This is a genomic window from Streptomyces sp. NPDC086554 (assembly GCF_040686095.1).
In the GTDB taxonomy this organism is placed as follows: domain Bacteria; phylum Actinomycetota; class Actinomycetes; order Streptomycetales; family Streptomycetaceae; genus Streptomyces.
Map to the genome: position 1 here is coordinate 240252 of NZ_JBFBJK010000006.1, position 18586 is coordinate 258837.

At 70.9% G+C, this 18586-nt stretch carries 18 protein-coding genes and 2 pseudogenes; 14 read left to right on the forward strand and 6 right to left on the reverse strand.

Translation table 11 applies throughout. The annotated features are described in order from the left end of the window. The first annotated feature begins 170 nt into the window (after positions 1-170). Complete coding sequence (locus tag AB0O76_RS12560; RefSeq protein WP_365488653.1) at positions 171-1424, forward strand: IS256 family transposase; 1254 nt, start codon at positions 171-173, stop codon at positions 1422-1424. Positions 1425-1444: 20 nt separating this feature from the next. On the opposite strand, the gene AB0O76_RS12565 is transcribed toward AB0O76_RS12560, so the two are convergent. Further along, the gene (locus AB0O76_RS12565; protein WP_365488656.1) at positions 1445-2146 is read right to left on the reverse strand and encodes an SDR family NAD(P)-dependent oxidoreductase; all 702 of its coding nucleotides are present in this window, start codon (positions 2144-2146) and stop codon (positions 1445-1447) included. A gap of 153 nt (positions 2147-2299) precedes the next feature. On the opposite strand from AB0O76_RS12565, the gene AB0O76_RS12570 reads away from it, so the two are divergent. Further along, positions 2300-2707: a helix-turn-helix domain-containing protein gene (locus AB0O76_RS12570; RefSeq protein WP_365488659.1), complete on the forward strand. Its 408-nt coding sequence runs from the start codon at positions 2300-2302 to the stop codon at positions 2705-2707. 43 nt (positions 2708-2750) lie between these two features. Here AB0O76_RS12570 and AB0O76_RS12575 read toward each other — a convergent pair whose 3' ends face one another. Together AB0O76_RS12575 and AB0O76_RS12580 are read right to left on the reverse strand one after the other, a co-directional pair. Next, entirely contained in the window at positions 2751-3695 is a 945-nt protein-coding gene (locus AB0O76_RS12575; RefSeq protein WP_365488662.1) for a pentapeptide repeat-containing protein, read from the reverse strand. A gap of 119 nt (positions 3696-3814) precedes the next feature. Continuing rightward, positions 3815-4226: pseudogene (locus AB0O76_RS12580) on the reverse strand (VOC family protein). A 114-nt stretch (positions 4227-4340) separates the two neighbouring features. On the opposite strand from AB0O76_RS12580, the gene AB0O76_RS12585 reads away from it, so the two are divergent. Beyond that, the gene (locus AB0O76_RS12585; protein ID WP_365488665.1) at positions 4341-4802 is read left to right on the forward strand and encodes a hypothetical protein; all 462 of its coding nucleotides are present in this window, start codon (positions 4341-4343) and stop codon (positions 4800-4802) included. 52 nt (positions 4803-4854) lie between these two features. Here AB0O76_RS12585 and AB0O76_RS12590 read toward each other — a convergent pair whose 3' ends face one another. Further along, entirely contained in the window at positions 4855-5955 is a 1101-nt protein-coding gene (locus tag AB0O76_RS12590) for a LacI family DNA-binding transcriptional regulator (RefSeq protein ID WP_365488668.1), read from the reverse strand. A gap of 151 nt (positions 5956-6106) precedes the next feature. On the opposite strand from AB0O76_RS12590, the gene AB0O76_RS12595 reads away from it, so the two are divergent. From AB0O76_RS12595 to AB0O76_RS12610, 4 genes and pseudogenes are all read left to right on the forward strand, one after another. After that, on the forward strand, positions 6107-7393 hold the full coding sequence (locus tag AB0O76_RS12595; protein WP_365488671.1) for an MFS transporter: 1287 nt from the start codon (positions 6107-6109) through the stop codon (positions 7391-7393). Positions 7394-7538: 145 nt separating this feature from the next. Then, on the forward strand, positions 7539-8231 hold the full coding sequence (locus AB0O76_RS12600) for an alpha/beta hydrolase (protein WP_365488674.1): 693 nt from the start codon (positions 7539-7541) through the stop codon (positions 8229-8231). Between the two features lie 111 nt (positions 8232-8342). Next, complete coding sequence (locus AB0O76_RS12605) at positions 8343-9209, forward strand: polysaccharide deacetylase family protein (protein ID WP_365488677.1); 867 nt, start codon at positions 8343-8345, stop codon at positions 9207-9209. A gap of 79 nt (positions 9210-9288) precedes the next feature. After that, positions 9289-9810, forward strand: a pseudogene (locus AB0O76_RS12610) (MepB family protein); the annotation flags it as partial. A gap of 178 nt (positions 9811-9988) precedes the next feature. Here the strand turns inward: AB0O76_RS12610 and AB0O76_RS12615 are convergent. Both AB0O76_RS12615 and AB0O76_RS12620 read right to left on the reverse strand, forming a co-directional pair. After that, positions 9989-10657, reverse strand: coding sequence for an ABC transporter (locus AB0O76_RS12615; protein WP_365488680.1), 669 nt, complete (start codon positions 10655-10657; stop codon positions 9989-9991). Then, positions 10654-11619 carry an ABC transporter ATP-binding protein gene (locus AB0O76_RS12620; protein ID WP_365488683.1) on the reverse strand — a complete coding sequence of 322 codons (966 nt, stop codon included), beginning with the start codon at positions 11617-11619 and terminating at the stop codon, positions 10654-10656. The genes AB0O76_RS12615 and AB0O76_RS12620 overlap by 4 nt, the downstream gene beginning before the upstream one ends. Positions 11620-11779: 160 nt before the next feature. Between AB0O76_RS12620 and AB0O76_RS12625 the strand changes: the two genes are divergently transcribed. The 7 genes from AB0O76_RS12625 (at position 11780) to AB0O76_RS12655 (ending at position 18332) form a co-directional block, all read left to right on the forward strand. Continuing rightward, positions 11780-12454, forward strand: coding sequence for an aminoacyl-tRNA hydrolase (locus AB0O76_RS12625; protein ID WP_365488958.1), 675 nt, complete (start codon positions 11780-11782; stop codon positions 12452-12454). Between the two features lie 46 nt (positions 12455-12500). Beyond that, positions 12501-13166: a TetR/AcrR family transcriptional regulator gene (locus AB0O76_RS12630; RefSeq protein WP_365488686.1), complete on the forward strand. Its 666-nt coding sequence runs from the start codon at positions 12501-12503 to the stop codon at positions 13164-13166. Positions 13167-13260: 94 nt separating this feature from the next. Beyond that, entirely contained in the window at positions 13261-13899 is a 639-nt protein-coding gene (locus tag AB0O76_RS12635) for a TIGR03086 family metal-binding protein (protein WP_365488688.1), read from the forward strand. Between the two features lie 88 nt (positions 13900-13987). Continuing rightward, positions 13988-14755 (forward strand): DUF4142 domain-containing protein, encoded by a 768-nt coding sequence (locus tag AB0O76_RS12640; protein ID WP_365488691.1) that lies wholly within the window; start codon positions 13988-13990, stop codon positions 14753-14755. A gap of 98 nt (positions 14756-14853) precedes the next feature. Further along, positions 14854-16335, forward strand: coding sequence for a DUF692 domain-containing protein (locus AB0O76_RS12645; RefSeq protein WP_365488694.1), 1482 nt, complete (start codon positions 14854-14856; stop codon positions 16333-16335). A 12-nt stretch (positions 16336-16347) separates the two neighbouring features. Beyond that, positions 16348-17358 carry a TIGR04222 domain-containing membrane protein gene (locus AB0O76_RS12650; RefSeq protein ID WP_365488697.1) on the forward strand — a complete coding sequence of 337 codons (1011 nt, stop codon included), beginning with the start codon at positions 16348-16350 and terminating at the stop codon, positions 17356-17358. Positions 17359-17492: 134 nt separating this feature from the next. Further along, a complete protein-coding gene (locus AB0O76_RS12655; RefSeq protein WP_365488699.1) occupies positions 17493-18332 on the forward strand; it encodes a DUF4142 domain-containing protein in 840 nt (279 codons plus the stop codon). The last annotated feature ends 254 nt before the right edge of the window (positions 18333-18586 follow it).

Sequence of the window (18586 nt, forward strand, 5' to 3'; positions counted from 1 at the left end):
CTCCGGGCGGGGCTTACTGCTGCCTCTCAGCGGGCGACGGTCAAGGAGCAATGCTCAGGACCTGTGGATCGGGCTCGGGAGGGCGCGCAACGGACGTACCTTCCCGGGTGATTGATCGGTAGGTCACCGAGTAGACCGACGTTCGCCGCGTCGGCCAGGAAGGCACGCCCGTGCTCAGCGTAGTCAACGAAGAAGGCGTCACACCGAACGGTTCCCTGATCGATGAGATCGTCCGGGAGGGCGCGAGGCGGATGCTGGCCGCCGCGCTGGAGGTCGAAGTCAACTCCTATATCGCTGAGTTGGCCGGTCAGTGCGATGACGGCGGCCGTCGTCTGGTCGTGCGCAACGGCTACCACCAGCTGCGGAAGGTCACCACCGCCGCCGGAACGGTCGAGGTCAAGGCCCCTCGGGTGAACGACAAGCGGGTTGATGAGAGCACGGGTGAGCGCAAGCGGTTCTCCTCGGCGATCCTGCCGCCCTGGTGCCGCAAGTCTCCGAAGATCAGTGAGGTGCTGCCCTTGCTCTATTTGCACGGCCTGTCCTCCGGCGACTTCGCGCCCGCGCTCAATCAGTTCCTCGGCTCCACGGCCGGCCTCTCACCCGCGACGGTCACACGGTTGACCGCGCAGTGGCAGGCCGATCATCAGGCATTCATGGACCGCGACCTGTCGGCCACCGACTACGTGTACGTCTGGGCCGATGGCGTCCACCTGCGCATCCGCCTGGAGGAAGCCAAGGCCGCCGTCCTGGTACTGATGGGCGTGCGCGCCGACGGCACGAAGAAGCTGATCGCGATGACGGACGGATACCGCGAATCGTCCGAGGCATGGGCGGGCCTGCTGCGGGACTGTGCCCGCCGGGGCATGCGGGCCCCGGTCCTGGCCGTCGGCGACGGTGCGCTCGGCTTCTGGAACGCGCTGAACGAGGTCTTCCCCGAAACCCGCCATCAGCGGTGTTGGGTTCACAAGACTGCCAATACCCTCGACGCTCTCCCGAAGTCGGCCCAGCCCGCGGCCAAGCGCGCGATCCAGGAGATCTACAACGCCGAGGACAAGGACCACGCGGTCAGTGCCATCCGGGACTTCGAGCGTGCCTACCAGGCGAAATACCCCAAGGTCGTCAAGCGGATCACAGACGATCAGGACGAGCTGCTGGCGTTCTTCGACTTCCCCGCCGAGCACTGGATCCACCTGCGGACCACGAACCCGATCGAATCGGCCTTCGCCACCGTGCGTCTGCGGACCAAGGTCACCAAGGGCGCCGGCTCCCGCGCTGCCGCCCTGGCCATGGTCTTCAAACTTATCGAGTCCGCCCAGGCCCGCTGGCGCGCCGTGAACGCACCCCACCTCGTCGCCCTCGTCCGGGCCGGGGCCCGCTTCGAACGCGGTCACCTCGTCGAACGACTCGACCAGTATGCCGCCTAACCTGTCGCCGACGGCGCCGGTCAGCGGCGCCCGTCGACCCGCTCGGCGACGAGGGCGCGGAATGCCTCCGGGTCACCGATGACCTCTTCCACACGGTCCCGCTGCCGGTACAGGTCGTAGTAGCGGGCGCCGATGACATCAGGGTCCATCACCTTGTCGCCGGTGACGATGCCGGAGGCGATCGTCACTGTCGCCGCGTGGATCCCCTGCGGGCGCAGTTCGGCGTGCAGGGCGTGTGCCCAGTTGCGCACGCCCGCCATCGCCAGCCCCACGTTGGCCAGGAACGGTGCGGGGACGGTGGAGGACACACCGGTGGTCAGCAGCAGGGTCCCCTCGCCACGGGCGCGCATCTGCGGCAGCACCTGCCCCACTGCCGTCACCGCACCCAGTACGTGCAGATCGAACTGCGCGGCGGCGGACGCGACCGTGGTCTGCGCGGCGCCGGTGATCTGCCCGGTCGGGCTGGGACTGTACTCCAGGACGTCGACCGGCCCCATCTCTCCCGCCCTGGTGATCGCGGAGGCCAGCGCGTCACGGTCAAGGATGTCCGCTGGAAACGCCGCAGCCTTGATGCCCAGCTCGGTCAGCTCGCCCACCAAGGCGTCCAGGGTGTCCTTGCTTCGGGCAATCAGCCCCACTTGGAAGCCGTGACGGCCGAACGCCCTGGCCACGCCCATCCCCAGTCCCGGGCCTGCACCGACAACAACGAGAGTCTTCGCCACCACGACGTCCCTTCCGGCCAACAGCGGCCGCGCCGCGCACGATCGCGACGCGCCGACAGGCAGTTACTGTTTGTGCGTAGCAGCATGATTTGTCACTGGACTGGTGGTGGCAAGACGGCACATTCATGTCGGTGACGCACATGGAGGTAACCCTTGACGACCCGCAGGAACACCTCGCCGACCGGCCGACGAGAGCCGGATGGAGAGGTATGCCGACAGGTGCTGCAGATCCTCGCCCTGATCGGCGACAAGTGGAGCATCCTGGTCATCGGCCAGCTCCAAGACCAAACCCTGCGCTTCAGCCAACTCCACCGCGCGGTCACGGGCATCTCACAACGCATGCTCACCCTGACCCTGCGGCAGCTCGAACGCGACGGACTCCTCACCCGCACCGTGCACCCCAGCGTTCCCCCGCGCGTCGACTACGCGCTCACATCGCTCGGCTCAACACTGCTGGACTCCATGGTGGCCATGGGCGAATGGGCCACCACGCACCGACAGGAGATCAACGACAACCGCCGCCGCTACGACACGACCCGCTCACCGCGAACACAGCCCTGATCGCCCAACCAAGCCGTCCACAGAATTTGACAATTCCTCACGGTCAAGCGGCCGACTCGCGAGAGCCTTCGACTTCTTCGATCCGTGCGATCACGCGCAGGTCCGCAGCTATGTCGGGCGGTAGCTGGATGGTCTTGGTCGGCTTCGCAGACACCACTTGCGAGACAGTCAACTGATCCGCTGATCGCAGGTCTGCCCTATCGAGCTGGGCGTCCGTGAAGTTCACCCTACTGAGCTGGGCGCCCGTGAAGTTCGCCCCACCGAGCCGGGCAAAGGTGAGGTTCGCCCCACCGAGCCGGGCGTTGGAGAGGTTCGCTCCATCGAGGTAGGCGCCGGTGAGGTGCAAGCTCGGGTCAATGACTTCGGTTGAGGCAACGTGGCTCCGCAGAGAAGGGCGAGTGAGCATGGTGAGGGCTCGTTGCACATCGGCGTCAGGCTCTTGGGGCAACGCCAGTTTGGGTTCCACTCGGGTAGTGGCGTGATGGCGTGCCGCGCGGCGCGCTGCGGTCACACGCTGACGAGTGATGGGCTCGGACACGGGCCGGCGAGGGGCGCGGTCACGAATGAAGGCGTTAAGGACCTGGGCCGCATGGGTGGCCTGCCCCGGGGCATCTTCAACGATTTGGTCCATGGCCAGAACACCGCCGATCCGCACGTAGCGCTCGTGGGAGCCGAGACGTTCGAGAGCTTTGGCGAACCGGTCGGTCTCCTGCCCTCGGCGGGTCAAGCGGTAGTTGCGGGCCGTGAACCACAGTACGAACACCGCGCCCACGGCCGCTGAAGCCTGGATGATCGCCAACCGGAACAGTGCCTCAGCCGGAGCCGTGATACCCGGGTCAAGGGTGGCCCAATCAGGCCGCGCCATCGGTACGAGTGCCCGCAACACCGGACCGCCCCACCAGCAGACAGCCGAGACAACCAGCAGCGAGCCGCCGACCGCTATCAACATCAACACCAGCACGCGACGGCGCCATGTACGGATACTCATGGTTCATAACAGCGCCAATCCCGCAGTGGCCGATAGCTTTTGAGCGAAACGGGAGCTCTCGGGCCGCCCCACTTCCACAGCGGATACACGGGCCCCAGACGACCAGGCCGCGCACACGGTTACCTCCGCGAAGGCGTCGTTCTGCAACTGACCAGCCCCCAGACAGCAAAACGCCCCACTCGGCTCAACTGGTAGTTAGATGTGTTGGGGTCGGTGAAGACGACCCAGCCGGTGCCGTCGGGATTGCGGGGTCCGCCGCCACGGTCGCACCGGCGGCGCGGAGCCGCTCGACTTCCTCGTCGCGCGGGCCGTCGGGCTGAAGGCCCAGATGGACCCGGTTCTTGTGGGCCGCCTTCGGCTCCGGGACCTGGGCGAAGTAGAGGTGGAGTCCGGCGGGGAGGGCGATGGCCGCCGTCGACTCCCCGGGAAAGTCGTCGTCGTTGAGCGGATGGCCGACCACTTGCTCCAGAACTGGGCCAGTTCGTAGGCGTCGATGCAGTCGAAGGCGACGTTGTAGAGGGTCGAGCGCATGGGTGGGGGCCCTTCGTCGGTGCGGGTCGGTGCGGTCTGCCAGGGGTGGGTGGAAGCCGGTCGGTGCGGGGCATCCGTCCGGCATTGTCAGTGGCGGATGCGATGGTGGCCATCATGATTCCGCCGACGAACGAACTCCCGCCGACCGCGACTCCGCTGACGCTGACCGGCATCGACGCCGCGCTGCGCGCCGCGTGGTCCGCCGACACATGCTCCCCCGACGATCTCGAGCGCGCACCGTGGAGCCCCGAGAATCCGGCCTGGGGGCACTGCGACATCACCACACTCCTGGTCCACGACCTGTTCGGCGGAGAGCTGCTGTGCGGGGAGGTGCGGTCCGCGGCAGGGGAACAGCAGGGCCATCACTGGTGGAACCGCCTGCCCAGCAGGCTCGAACTCGACCTGACCCGCGAGCAGTTCCTCCTGGGACAGGAGATCTCGACGCCCCGCACGGTGATCCGCCCACCGGGGCCGCTGCGCCGCCAGGCGGAGTACGAACTGCTGCGGCGGCGGTTCGGCGCGGCAGCGGGGCTTGTCCTGTCCGATGACGACGGGGAGGCGGGCAGCGCAGGGTAGTTCTTCCCGGCACAGGGCAGCGGCGGCGACCGCCCCTGCCCCTCACCCCCCCTCACCCCGCCGGGCGGCTGGATTCCCTCGCCTCGATGCGCACCGTCGACCGCCGGTGCACGGCAGGCGGCGTCTCCGGCTCCCGGATGAGCCGGTCGACCAGAGCGGCGACCTCGGCGGCAGCGGGGAGTTCGATGCGTACGCTGGTCAGCCTCGGGCGCAGCAGCCTGCCGAGCAGCAGATCATCGGCACCGACCACGGCGACGTCCCGGGGGATGTCGAACCCGGCGTCCTGCAGGGCCCGCATCAGGAGCATCGCGTACTCGTCGTTGTAGGCGAAGACGGCGTCCAGGTCCAACTCCCGCCAGCGCGCGGCGAGTTCCGCCGCCGACTCTTCGGTGTACGCGAGCTCGACCGGCTCGACCCGCGCGCCGGGGCTCGCGGCGGCCGCGGCCCGCACTCCTCGGAGGCGAGGCGCGCTGAACATCTCGAGCCCGTGCTCGACCGGCACGACGACGCCGATACGCCGCCGCCCACCCGCCAGGAGATGCGCACCGGCCACGGCGCCGACCTCCTCCTGGTCCATGGTCATGCCGTGCGCGCCGGGCGCGGGCGGCGGCCCGTAGGAGACGACGGCGGCGGTGCCTGACCGCTTGAGGAGCTCGACGGACGCCTCGTCGAGCGGGGCACCGAGCGTCGCGATGACGGCGGCAGGACGCAACTCGGCCCAGGCACGGGCGGCGGCCTGCGGACTGTCCCCCGCGCCGGCGCCGTGCAGGACGCCGGTGTGCCCGTACGCCTGCAACTCCGCCTGGAACGCGGCGACGAACCCCGCGAACAGCGGCCCGAAGGCGGGCACCGTGTCGGCGGGCACAGCGATCAGGACGAGCCCACTGCTGCCGGAGCGCAGCGAACGGGCGGCGGCATGCGGAACGTAACCGAGCTCCTCGGCGGCCGCGCGCACCTTCTCCTGGGTCGCGGCACTGACACGGCCCGCGGCCAACCCGTTCAGGACGTAGCTGACGGTCGCCCTCGAGACACCGGCGTGACGGGCGACGGCGGTGCTTGTCGGAGGAGTACTTGCCTGAGGAGCACTCGTCTGAGGAGCACTCGTCTGAGGAGCAGAGGGGTCACCCCTCTGAGGACCTGAGCTGTCGTTCATCCTGCAGCGAATCCTTTCACAGCGGGTTTCCCGACCGAGGGTCTGGTGCGGGCGTCGAGCGAGTGCTAGGAATTGCCCTTACACGTGTCAAGTTACACGTGTCACGTCCATTCTCGGTCATCGCGACCGACCTTCTGAGGAGGAGGGCAACGTGGCCCTTTCCGCTCACCAGGACCAAGACCAGGATCAGGACGGCCGGGACCGGACCCCGCGCGGTCTCATGCCCCTCCTGACCTTGGGCAACACCGCGATGTACACCCTCTACGTCGGCGTCGGCAGCGTGCTGCTCCCGCTGCAGATCGAGCACATCGACAAGGCGGACAAGGTCGCGATGCTCGGCCTCGTCAGTGGCGTCAGCGCGGTCTTCGCCACCGTCTTCAACCCGATAGCGGGGGCTCTCTCCGACCGCAGCGGCCGCCGCAACCCGTGGATACTCGGCGGCGGCCTTGCGGCCGTCGGCGCAATGGCGCTGCTCGGCGGGATGCAGACCGTCCTGCTCGTGACGATCGCCTGGTGTCTCGGCCAGGCCGTGATGAACGTCTTCCAGGCGGCCCTCACCTCGGTCGTCCCCGACCGGGTGCCGCTCGCCGCGCGCGGCAGGGCGTCGGCGGCCGTGGGCATCGGGCTGCCGATCGGTTCCACCCTGGGCGCACTGATCGGTTCGGCCTTCTCCGACCATCTGAGCACCGGATATCTGGTGCTCGGTCTGTTCGTGGCGGTCTCCGCCGTCCTGTTCTCGTCGCTCGCCCGCGAGAAGCCGAGCGCGCCGGACGCGTCCCGGCCGGCCGGCGCGCACGCACCGGTCCAGGTCCCGTTGAAGAAGCAGTTCGCGGCGTTCCTCGGCGCGCTGCGCCACCACGACTTCCGCTGGGCGTTCATCGGGCGCGCGCTGCTCGTGCTCGGCTACTTCTGCGTCTTCGGCTACCAGCTCTACATCCTCCAGGACCACATCGATCTGCCGTCCGGGCTCGATCCCGAGGACGCCGTCGCCGTCCTCACGCCCATCAGCGCCGTCGCGATGGCCGTCTCCACGGTCGTCGGCGGCGTGCTCTCCGACCGGCTGAACCGGCGCAAGCTGTTCGTCGCCGCGTCCGCCGCGATCTCCGCCGTGGCCCTCGTCATTCCCGCCGTCTGGCCGAGCTGGCCCTCGATGATCGTCTTCACCGCGCTCAACGGCCTCGGCTTCGGCTGCTTCATGGCCGTGGACAACGCGCTGGTCTCGATGATCCTGCCGAGCGCCGACGACGCCGCGCGCGACCTCGGGGTCCTGAACATGGCGCAGGCGGGCCCGCAGATCCTGGCCCCCTTCGTCGCGTCGGTCATCGTCTCGCTCTGCGGGGGCAGCGACGGCGGCGGCTACACGGCCCTGTTCGTCGTGGGCGCCGGTCTTTCGGTGCTCGGCGCGCTGTCGGTCCGCCCGATCCGGGGCGTCCGCTGACGGCAACCGTTTGTACGTCGGCTTTGTACGTCGGCTCTGTACGTCGGCTCTGTACGTCGGCTCTGTACGTCGGCGACCCCGCCGCACGACAGACAACTGGGCAGCAACACGGCTGCACCGCAAGCAAGATGAGAAAGGCACCACCATGAAGCTGCACACCCGCGAATGGGGCACCGGCGACCGCATCGCCGTCCTGATCCACGGGATCATGTCGGACCACCGCACCTGGCGCCGCGTGGGTCCCGCCCTCGCCGACAAGGGCTATCGGGTCATCAGCGTCGACCTTCGCGGTCACGGGGAGAGCGGTCGCGGCGCGTACGGCCCGGAGATCTTCGCGGACGACCTGGCCGCGACGTTGCCGCGCGGGGCGGAGCTGGCGATCGGGCACTCGCTCGGCGGGATGGCGCTGGCCCTCGCGGTGGAGCGGCTCGCCCCGGCGCGGGCCGTCTACTCCGACCCGGCGTGGCCGCTCGGGCAGGCCGGGTCGGTCGACCCCGCCGTGTTCGTGGAGTTCCAGCGGGCGTCGCGCGCGATGATCGCGGAGTTGAATCCGCGCTGGGAGGACGCGGATGTCGACGTCGAGGTGGCGACGTTGGCGGCATGGGATCCGGGCACCGCCCTGGCCCTCTCCGGGGGGAACGCCGTCGATCGCACGCCGACCGCCCCCGTCGTCCCGTCCCTGGTGCAGGTGGCGGATCCCAGCTTCCTCATCTCCGATGACCTGAAAGGGGAGTTGGAGCGGCGGGGCTTCACCGTACGTACGGTGAAGGGGGCCGGGCACACCATCCATCGGGATGACTTCGAGGCGTTCATGAGGTCGCTGGACGGCTGGGTGTAGGCCTCCGGCGGTCCAGACCCGCCGCTTCCCGGCCGGCGAGAATCCGCCGTCCGGGGGCTGGCGCGCCCCACCATCGGCGATTTACCCTGTTTCACCCGTTACCTTCGCCAGATGATCACACCGGCCACCAGGCGGCTGACCACCGCCTGCGCTCTCAGCGCCCTCGCGCTCACCACCCTCGGCGCCTGCGGCAGCGACACCGCCCCCGCCCCTGCCCCTGCCCCACGCGAGCGGGACCGCGCCACCGCGGGTCCTGCGACTCTCGCCCCGGGCCCCGCAGGCCTCACCCCCGTCTTCAAGAACGCCCCCCGCACCAAGGCCACGGCAGCCGCACCCGCCGTCGCCCTCACCTTCGACGCCGACATGACCGCCGATCAGGGGCCACGCGCCGCGGCGGGCGAGCGGTTCGACAATCCGGCGCTGGTGGCGACGCTGCGCCGGCTGAAGGTGCCCGCGACCTTCTTCATGACGGGACGGTGGGCCGAGGAGTACCCGGCGCAGGCGAAGGGCATCGGGCGGGATCCGCTCTTCGAGGTCGCCAACCACTCGTACAGCCACTACGCCTTCACCAAGAACTGCTACGGCCTGCCCACCGTCCCCGCCTCCGGCATGCGCGCCGACATGGAGCGCGCCTTCACCGCCTTCCGCAAGGCGGGCATCGAGCGCCCGGTGCCGTACTTCCGTTTCCCCGGCGGCTGTTACGACAAGCAGGCGCTGCGCGCGCTGGCCCCGGGCGGCGTCACGGCGGTGCAGTGGGACGTGGTGAGCGGCGACGCGTTCGCCACGGACGCCGACGCGGTGGCCAAGCAGGTGCTCGACGGGGTGCGGCCCGGTTCGGTCGTCGTCATGCACTGCACCCGCAGCGCGGCTCCCGCCACCGAGCGTGCCCTGCGGACGATCGTCCCGAAGCTGCGTGAGCGCGGCTTCCGGCTCGTCCGGGTGTCGGAGCAGATCGGCGGCGCCCGTCTGCGCGGATAGAGCGGATAGAGCGGATCGGGCGGATCGAGCGGATCGAGCGGATAGATGAGTCATTCCGACTTGATGGCAGGATGACGGCATGGTGACGAATCAGCCGTGGACGGGGCTTCACGGTGACCTGCTGGCAGCGAAGACATCGGTGTACGACCCGAGCGGTTTCGCCTGCTCGCCGCCGGTGCCCGAACCGGAAAGTGCCGAGTACGCGGCTTGCGGGTTCACGCTCGATGGCCGCTCGGTTCGGTTTCGCGTCGCCAAGACCACCCCGACGAAGGTGGGACAGTTCGTCACCGTGTGGCAGCGGTCCGAGGAGGGGCCGATCCGCCCCTTCGACGCCGACGACGGAGTGGACCTCTTCGTCATCAGCAGCCGCGACGACAACGGCTTCGGACAGTTCGTGTTCCCGCGCGAGGTGTTGTGCGAGCGCGACATCGTCTCCCGCGACGGCTCCGGCGGAAAGCGCGGATTCCGCGTCTATCCGCCGTGGGTGACCACGACCAACCGGCAGGCCCGCAGCACCCAGGCATGGCAGGTGAACTACTTCTTCGACCTCGGCCAGGACGGGCATGCCGACCTGACGCGCGCCCGCGCCCTCTACCACCCATCGGTGCCCGGCAGCCTCTCAGCCGAGTGCGTGCTCTGCCGGAAGCCCACCGAGTACCCGGAGTCCCACAAGGGCGTCACGCTGTGCCCCGTATGCGAGTGGCACGAGGCGCAGCGCACGGCCTGCTCGGGCTGATCCCGAGGGACGCCCGAGCCGCGCCCCTCCCCTCATCGCCCCCTCATCCCCTCCGTGAAGCCAGCCCGCAAGCCGCCGCCACCGCCGCGGCCGCAAGCACCCCCGCCCCGGCCACCGGCAGCAACGGCACCGGCACCACCCCGTCGCGCGACCCCGTGATCAGGTCCGTCAGGACCGCCTGCGCCGGTGAGCCCGTGGTGACCAGCGCGAGCAGCGCGGCAAGGAGCAGCACGGAGATCGCCCACGCCGGCGAGCGCAACAGCGGCCAGTTGGTGACGGCGCCGATCGCGGTGCCGAGCAGGGCGCTCACCAGCATGGCGAGAAGACCGGCACCGCTCGCCGCGATCCGGTTCACCGCCGTACGGTGATCGGTGCTCGCCGCGTCGCTGATCACCGCCACGACGACGGTGGCCACGGCACCGAGCACGGCGCTCGCCAGGAAGGCGGAGAGCAGCGTGGCCAGGTGCGCCCGCCAGGGTCCCGCCGCCGCGGCCGTGCAACTGCGCGCCGCGGGCGGCTCGTTGGTGACGCAGATCCGCACGATCCAGGCGGCGACGGGCAGCAGCGCGGCGGCCGCGTACGCGAGGGAGTCGAGGACGGGCTGCCCGCTCTGCACGCCCACGGCGAGGAACACGGCGTACAGGATGACCGGCGCGAGCCAGCGCTGGGAGCGCAGCAACAGGGCGGACTGATAGTGCAGCAGGGCGTTCACCGGCCTCGCACCTCGCTCTCGGAGTTGGTCTCCAGGGCCGAAGCCGCAGCGGCCCCGGACCCCGGCCCGGAATCGACCCCGGACCCTTCGGCCACCGACACCACATGCCACGGCGGCCGCGCCCCCAGCAGCGCGCGCAGCGCCACGTCCGAGTGCGTCGCCGGCACCGTCAGGCGCAGCTCGCCCTCCGGGGAGTGCCCGGTGACGATGCCCGGGGTCGTGGGTGGTGGTGCCCCCGGTGGGCCCTGTGCCTCGATGACGACGGACGGTCCCGGTGGGGCGGCGGCCGCCTCCGAAGTCGCGTCCGGCGTACGGAGGTTCACCTCCGTTCCCACGACCGCGTACGCCACGTCCACCGCGCCCGAGAGCCGCCGCGGGTCGTGGTCGACGAAGACGACGGCGCCGCCCTCCGTGACGCGCTCGGCGACGGTCCGGTCGAGTTCGTCGCGGGCCGCGGCGTCCAGGCCGGTCCATGCCTCGTCCAGGACGAGCAGTTCGGGCCGGGCGAGCAGGGCCTGCGCGACGGCGACCTTCTGGCTGCTGCCCTTGGACAGTTCCGAGAGGGGCGTACGTGCGTAGCTTCCGGCCCCGAAGCGTTCGAGCAGCTCCTCCGCGCCGCGCGCGGCCTCGCCCTTCGGCAGGCCGTGGATCCGGCCGAGGTGCGTGAGGTAGCCGACGGCCGTGAACGGCAGGGCCGCCGGGAAGCGTTCGGGTACGTACGCCGTGCGCGGCCGGCCGACGACGCGGCCCTCGGACGGGGCGTCGATCCCGGCGATCATGCGCAGCAGCGTCGACTTGCCGGTGCCGTTCGCGCCCTCGATCCGGACCAGCGTGCCCGCGCGTATGCCAAGGCCGACGCCGCGCAGCACCCATGGACCGCCCACGGCATAGCGCCGCCCCACCCCGTCGAGCCGCAGCGCGATACCGGCGCTGCTGGCGTAAGCATCTTGATCACCTTCCATGCGGCCATCCTCGCGCACGGGGCAATCGGTACGTCAAAGCCCCTGACAGGACCGATCTTCGGCCTGGCAGACTGGTCGGGTGAGCAGCGACCCGACCGCCGAGAACCCCGGCGCCCAGAACGGCCAGGACACCCGCGACCCCCAGGACAGCCCCTTCCGCGTGGAGCAGGTCTCTCGCGACGAGGCGCCGCAGTTCGTGCTGCCGCTGGTGGCCCGGATCGAGAAGGCCGAGCCGCCGCACCGTACGGACGCCCTGGAGACGGCGGCCCGCGCGGTCCTGGTGATGCTCAGCGACGAGCGGTCCCTCGGGGACGGCGAATGGGCGCAGGCCATGCGGGACTGGCAGGACGCCCGGATCCGCAAGGTGGTCAGGCGGGCCCGCGGCGCCGAGTGGCGCAAGGCCGAGGCGCTGCCCGGCATCACGGTCACGGGAAAGTCGGCGGAGGTCCGCGTCTTCCCGCCGGTCCCGCTGGACGGCTGGCCCAAGGTCCTGGCCAAGCTCCAGGTGTCGGGCACGGACCTGGACGACCCAGAGCCGCTGCCCCCGGCGGACGCGACCGCGCCCGTCCTGTGGATGAGCCCCGATGTCGACATGTCGGCGGGCAAGGCGATGGCCCAGGCGGGCCACGGCGCGCAGCTGGCCTGGTGGGAGCTGTCGGACGAGGAGCGCGCGGCCTGGCGGAACGCCGGTTTCCCGCTGTCCGTGCGCACCCCGGACGCCGCGCTCTGGGGCGAACTCGTGGCCAGCGGCCTGCCGGTGGTGCGGGACGCGGGGTTCACGGAGATCGCGCCGGGCTCCTGCACGGTGATCGCCGACCACCCCGCCCTTCGTTGAGCCGAGTTCGCTGAGCCGAGTTCGCTGAGCCGAGGAGGAGGCCGACATGGCGACCAGGACCGACGGCGGCGGCACCGCCAAGCTCGACGGCCGTGTCGAGCGCGGCAATCAGACCCGACGGCTCGTCCTGCGCCGCACGGTCGACATCGCGTCGGTCGAGGGTCTGGACGCGCTGTCGTTGGGCCGTATCGCCACCGAGCTGAAGCTCAGCAAGAGCGGGGTGTTTGCGCTCTTCGGCTCCAAGGAGGAGCTGCAGCTCGCGACCATCCGCGCGGCGGGGCGCATCTACCTGGACGCGGTGGTGGAACCGGCCCGGAAGTCCCCGCCCGGCATCGGCAGGGTGTCGCAGTTGTGCGCGCGCTGGCTGGACTACTCGGAGCAGCGCGTCTTCCCCGGCGGCTGCTTCTTCTACGGGGTGATCGCCGAGTTCGACGCCCGCGAGGGGCCGGTGCACGACGCGCTGGTCCGCGCCGACCGCGACTGGACCGACCGGGTGGAGAGCTGCCTCGCCGAGGCCCGAGACACGGGCGAACTGCGCCCGGACGTCGACGTCCCGCAGCTCGCCTTCGAGCTCATCGCCCTCATGGAGACGGCGAACGCGCACTCGGTCCTGCACGACGAACCGGATGCGTACCGCAGGGCGGGCGTCGGCATCACGGCGCGGCTTCGCGCGGCGGCGACGGATGCGGCGTCGGTGCCTCAACTCTCCTGAACGCCGGGCGGGTTGACTGCAGCCTGCCTTCGCCCCGGGATCAGTTCCGTAAAACAAGCAGTACGATCGTTCGTTTAGTTTTATGCTCGTACACATGCCTTCATGGATCAAGGACCGTGATGACCTCATGACCACCGACAAGACCGGCGACCTCGTCGCACTCGACCGCGCCGCCGTCCTCGAATCGCTCCGCGTCCTGCGCATCGCCCGTGACGCCGACTGGGAACGCCCTTCGACCTGCGCGGGCTGGACGCTGCGCGATCTGGTGGCGCACATGGCCGCGCAGCACCACGGGTTCGCGGCGGCGGCGCGGGGTGCGGGTGCCGACCGGACGTACTGGATCGCGCCGGATCTCGGCCGCGACCCGTTCAAGGTCTACGACGAGTCGGTACGGCACGTCCTGGCCGCGTTCGCCGAAGAGGGCGTCATGGAGCGGGGGTTCACGCTTCCCGAGATCGGCGGGACCTTCTCCGGTCGCGTCGCCGTCGGCTTCCATCTCCTCGACTACGTGGTGCACTCCTGGGACGTGGCGGCGACCCTGGGCGTCGGGCTCGACCTGCCCCGGCCGGTCGTCGAGGCAGCACTCGACGTCGCCCGGCGGGTGCCGAAGGATCCCGAACGCCGGGGGCCCGGTGCCGCGTTCGCGCCGGTCCTGCCCACGCCCGAAGAGGCGTCCCCTCTTGACGAGATGCTCGCCCTCCTCGGACGCTCTCCCCGGTGGCGCGATCGCTGAACATCACGCACGCCTCTTCCGTATCTCCCGGTACCAGGAAGTAGCTTGCCCTCCACGGCAAGTCGACGGGCACGGGAGGCACGGCACATTGCGGCGCATCAATGGCACGGCTCTGATCATCGCGGCACTCGTGGCCACACTGGGCGCGCTCGCGTTCCCCATGTGGTCCTACGCCGACCGCTCGGGCACAGGGCCCGCCAATCTGGCCGCCGGGTCCGTGGCCACCCAGTGGGGTCCGCTCTCGGCGGCCGACCGCGACCTCCTCGTGAAGGTGCGGCTCGCCGGGCTGTGGGAGATACCGGCGGGCCAGCAGGCCGTCGAGCGGGCGCCGACGGAGGCCATCACGGAGGCCGGTGACCATCTGATCGTCGGCCACACGGACCTCGACAAGCGGACCCGCACCGTGGCGGCGCAGCTCGGTGTGGAGCTGCCGAACCAGCCGAACGCCCAACAGCAGGGCTGGCTCGATGAGTTGACCGCGGCCAGCGGCATGACGTACCAGCGGAAGTTCGCGAATCTGCTGCGGGTCTCGCACGGCAAGGTGTTCAGCGTGATCGCGCAGGTGCGGGACAGCACCCGCAACACGCTGATCCGGCAGCTGGCCACCGACGCCAACCAGACCGTCCTCGACCACATCACGATGCTCGAGGCGACCGGGCTCGTCGACTTCGACGAGATCGCGAACGGCGGCGCCGCCACCGCCACGGCAAGCCCCAGCGGGCCTCCCCCGCCCTCCGGCGAGCTTCCCCCCGAGCCTGCTCCCGCCGGTCCCAGCGGTGATGTGTCGACCACGTCACGGCCGTCGCCCGCACCGCCGGGAGAGGTCAATACGGATCGGCCGGAACCTCAAATGTAGCTCTGAACGTCCCTCTCCAGGGGTTCGCCCGCGGCTGTCGGGGTCATGACTCCGACAGCCGATCACGACGCGGGGTCATGGCGGAGGAGGGGGAAAAAATGAAGCACCTGGGGACCGGAATCGGGTGGCGTCCGGAGATCGCGGACGCCGTGGAACGGATGCCCGGCATCGACTGGGTCGAGGCCGTGTCGGAGAACCTGTGCCCCGGGCACCTCCCCGACTCCCTCCTGCGGCTGCGCGAGCGCGGCGTGACGGTGGTGCCGCACGGCGTCTCTCTCGGCCTCGGCGGCGCGGACCGCCCGGACGATGGCCGCCTCACCGCCCTCGCGGAGCGGGCGCAGGCCCTCGGTTCGCCGCTCGTCACCGAGCACATCGCGTTCGTACGCGCCGGTGGCCCGCTGACGGCCTCGCAGCCGCTGGAGGCGGGCCATCTGCTGCCGGTGCCGCGCACCCGCGACGCCCTCGACGTGCTGTGCGAGAACGTACGCATCGCACAGGACGCGCTGCCCGTGCCGCTCGCCGTGGAGAACATCGCGGCGCTGATCTCCTGGCCCGGCGAGGAGATGACGGAGGGCCAGTTCCTGTACGACCTCGTGGAGCGCACGGGCGTCCGCCTGCTCATCGACGTGGCCAACCTCCACAGCAACCACGTCAACCGCGACGAGGACCCGGCCAAGGCCCTGGACGAACTGCCGGTCGAGGCCATCGCGTACGTCCATGTCGCGGGCGGCTTCGAGCGCGACGGCGTCTGGCACGACAGCCACGCCCACCCGGTCCCGGAGCCGGTCCTCGCCATCCTCGCGGACCTGGCGTCGAGGGTGACCCCGCCGGGCGTCCTCCTCGAGCGCGACGAGAACTTCCCGGAGCCGGGCGAGCTGGAGCGGGAGCTGGACGCGATACGGGAGACGGTGCGGGGAGGTGCGCGGGGGAAGGCGACTACCGCCGGGGCGGGTTCGCAGACGCCGCCTACCGAGACGGGTTCGCAGACGCCGGCCGACGAGAGGGGTTCGCAGGCACGCGCCGCCGAAGCGGGATCAAAGGCGGCCACCACCGAGACGGGCCCGACGGCACCTGCCACCGAAACGCCTTCGACGGCCCCCGCCGCCGAGACCGCAGCCACCACCCCGGAGATCACCCCCACCCGCGTCCCCGCCCCCGCCCCCGCCCCCGCCCGTCAGCGCCTGGCCCTCGCGCAGACCGCGTTGCTCTCCGCGCTCGTCGCGGGGACTCCCGTGCCCGAAGGGTTTGATCGGGGGCGGCTTGCCGTGCAGGGGCGGGCGTTGATCGGTAAGCGGGCCGATGTCGTGGCGAAGGTGGCGCCCGAGTTGCCGGAGATTCTCGGGAAGGCGTTCCGCTCGGACTTCTTCGCGTACGCGCAGGCCCGCCCGATGACGGGCGGGTACCGGCGTGACGCGCTCGACTTCGCCGAGCAGTTGCTGCTCGCCGGGCAGCCGGAGGACGCCGATGCGCGTGGTCGGCTGACCCGGTGGTGGCTCGAGCGGTCCGGGCCCGCGCCGCTGGACGGGCGGCCGGTCACGCGTTGGCTGCGGGCGGCTCGGTTCGCGCTGCGGCGGGGATAGGAGGCAGCTGCCTTGGAGATCCTGGCGATTTGTTACACCCTGCTGGTCGCGGCCTCGTCCGTGGGGCTCCTCGTCGGCGTCGCCCAGGTGCGGCAGGCGGGAGGCCCGCAGCCCGACGCGCATCACGGCGCCGTGTTCGACCCCCTGGAAGCCGCCTTCCTCGCCGGCGGCCCCGGCCGGGTCGCCGACGCCTCGATCGCGGCGCTGCACGAGGACGGGCGACTTGTCGTGGTGGGGCCCGGCATCGTCGGGATCCGGTCGCCCGAGGTCCGCAACCCGGTGGAGGGCGCGGTGCTCCAGGCCCATGCCGCCGCGCCGAGCGGCGCCCTGCACTGGCTGCGCATCGGCGTGATGCGCAGCCCCGCAGTGCAGGCGCTGGGCGACACGCTCGCCGGGCGCGGCCTGATGGTGCGGCCCGACGCCCTGGACCGGCTGCGGCGCTGGAAGATCCGGCACAACGCCCTGAGTGTCGTCGGGTTCTTCCTCGTCATCGTCATCGTCTCCGTCGAAGACGACAACGCCTCCTCCTGGGACCCCGTGAGCGCGTCGACCATCGCCCTGATCGCGGCCTGGGTGATCGGCTCCCTGATCGGTGGACTCTGCGGCAACGCCACCCGCAGCCGGATCACCGCCAGGGGCCGGACCGCGCTGGCGGAGTACCGCGCGGCCAGCGCGTACGCGTACGGCGCGACGTACCGCGTGGCGGTCGACGGCGTGAACGGCGTGCTCGATCCCGTACTGCGCGCCCAACTGCAGGCCGCGCACCGCATCCGGCCGGGGCGGACGGCGGGAACCTCGTCGTACGCGGGCAGTTCGGCGGGCGCGGGCTCGTCGAGCGGAACCCCGATGTGGTGCGGAGGCGGGGGCGGCGGCGGTTCGTCGTGCGGCGGCTCGAGCTGCGGGAGTTCCGGCGGAGGCTGCGGGGGCGGCGGCGGTGGCGGAGGCGGGTCCTCCTGCGGCGGCAGCTCCGGCGGGGGTGGCGGCGGCTGCGGGGGCGGTGGAGGCGGAGGCGGCGGTTCCTGACCCCGCCGTCGGCGGCACGGCGGCCGCCCGCACGCAATACCCCTTACTCGTACGGCAGTTGACGTACTCCGGGCGGTAACCGGCAGACGCCTCCCCGCGGCGCACTAACGTGCGGTGCCGCAACAGGAGGCGTCATGCGATCCATCAACGGCACCGGCCTCATCGTCGCGGGGCTCGTCGCGACCCTGGCCGCGCTGCTCTTCCCCATCTGGTCGTACGAGGACCGCTCGGGCACCGGCCTGGACAGACTCAACGCGGAGACCGTGTCGACCGACTTCGGCCCGCTGTCCGCCCTCGACCGCGAGTTCATCACCAAGGTGCGGCTCGCGGGGCTCTGGGAACTCCCCGCCGGACAGCAGGCGGAGGAGCGCGGCACCACCAAGGCCGTGCAGACCGCGGGCGAGCACCTCGTCGAGGGCCATACGTTCCTCGACGCGCGGGTGCGCGAGGTGGCGACGCAGCTCGGCCTCGAACTGCCCAACCAGCCGAGCTCGCAGCAGCGCGGCTGGCTCGACGAGCTGAACGACGCGCGCGGCGCGACGTACGACGAGAGATTCGCCAACATCCTGCGCGTGGCGCACGGCAAGGTCTTCTCGGTGGTGGCCGAGGTCCGCGCGACCACCCGCAACTCGCTGGTGCGCGCCCTGGCCGACGACGCGAACACGACGGTCCTCGACCACATCACGGTGCTCGAAGGCACCGGCCTCGTCGACTTCGACGACCTGGCGCGGGACGCCGCGTCGGCAGGACCCGACCCCGTCACGCGCTCCCCCGCCCCGCCGGGCCCGACCGACTCCCCGTCCCCGGCGACCCCGGTCTCCCCCTCGCCGACGTTCCCGCTGCCACCACCGGCGTCCCGGCCCAAGCCGACGAAGAAGACCGAACCACCCCCCAAGCCCAACGAAAAGGGCGAGAAGGACGACAAGGACGAGAAGGGGAAGGGAGGGAAGGCGGAGAAGGGCGACAAGGGCTAGGGCCTGTCCGATGGGTCCTGCCGGGGTCGCGGGCCCTGGCACGCACATCTGCGGCGTTGTCGTCGGTTGCCAACGCTCCGCGTTGTCGCCCTCCTCCGCCTTGCAGCTGCACGCACCAGGGCCCGCTCGGCCCTGCCGAATCGGCACCCGGCGCGAAGACCGGCCCGACCCATCGGACAGGCCCTAGCCCGCGAAGACGCCAAAGCGGAACGTTATGCACCGGCGACCTCCCGTCCGCATGCTGAATAAGCCGT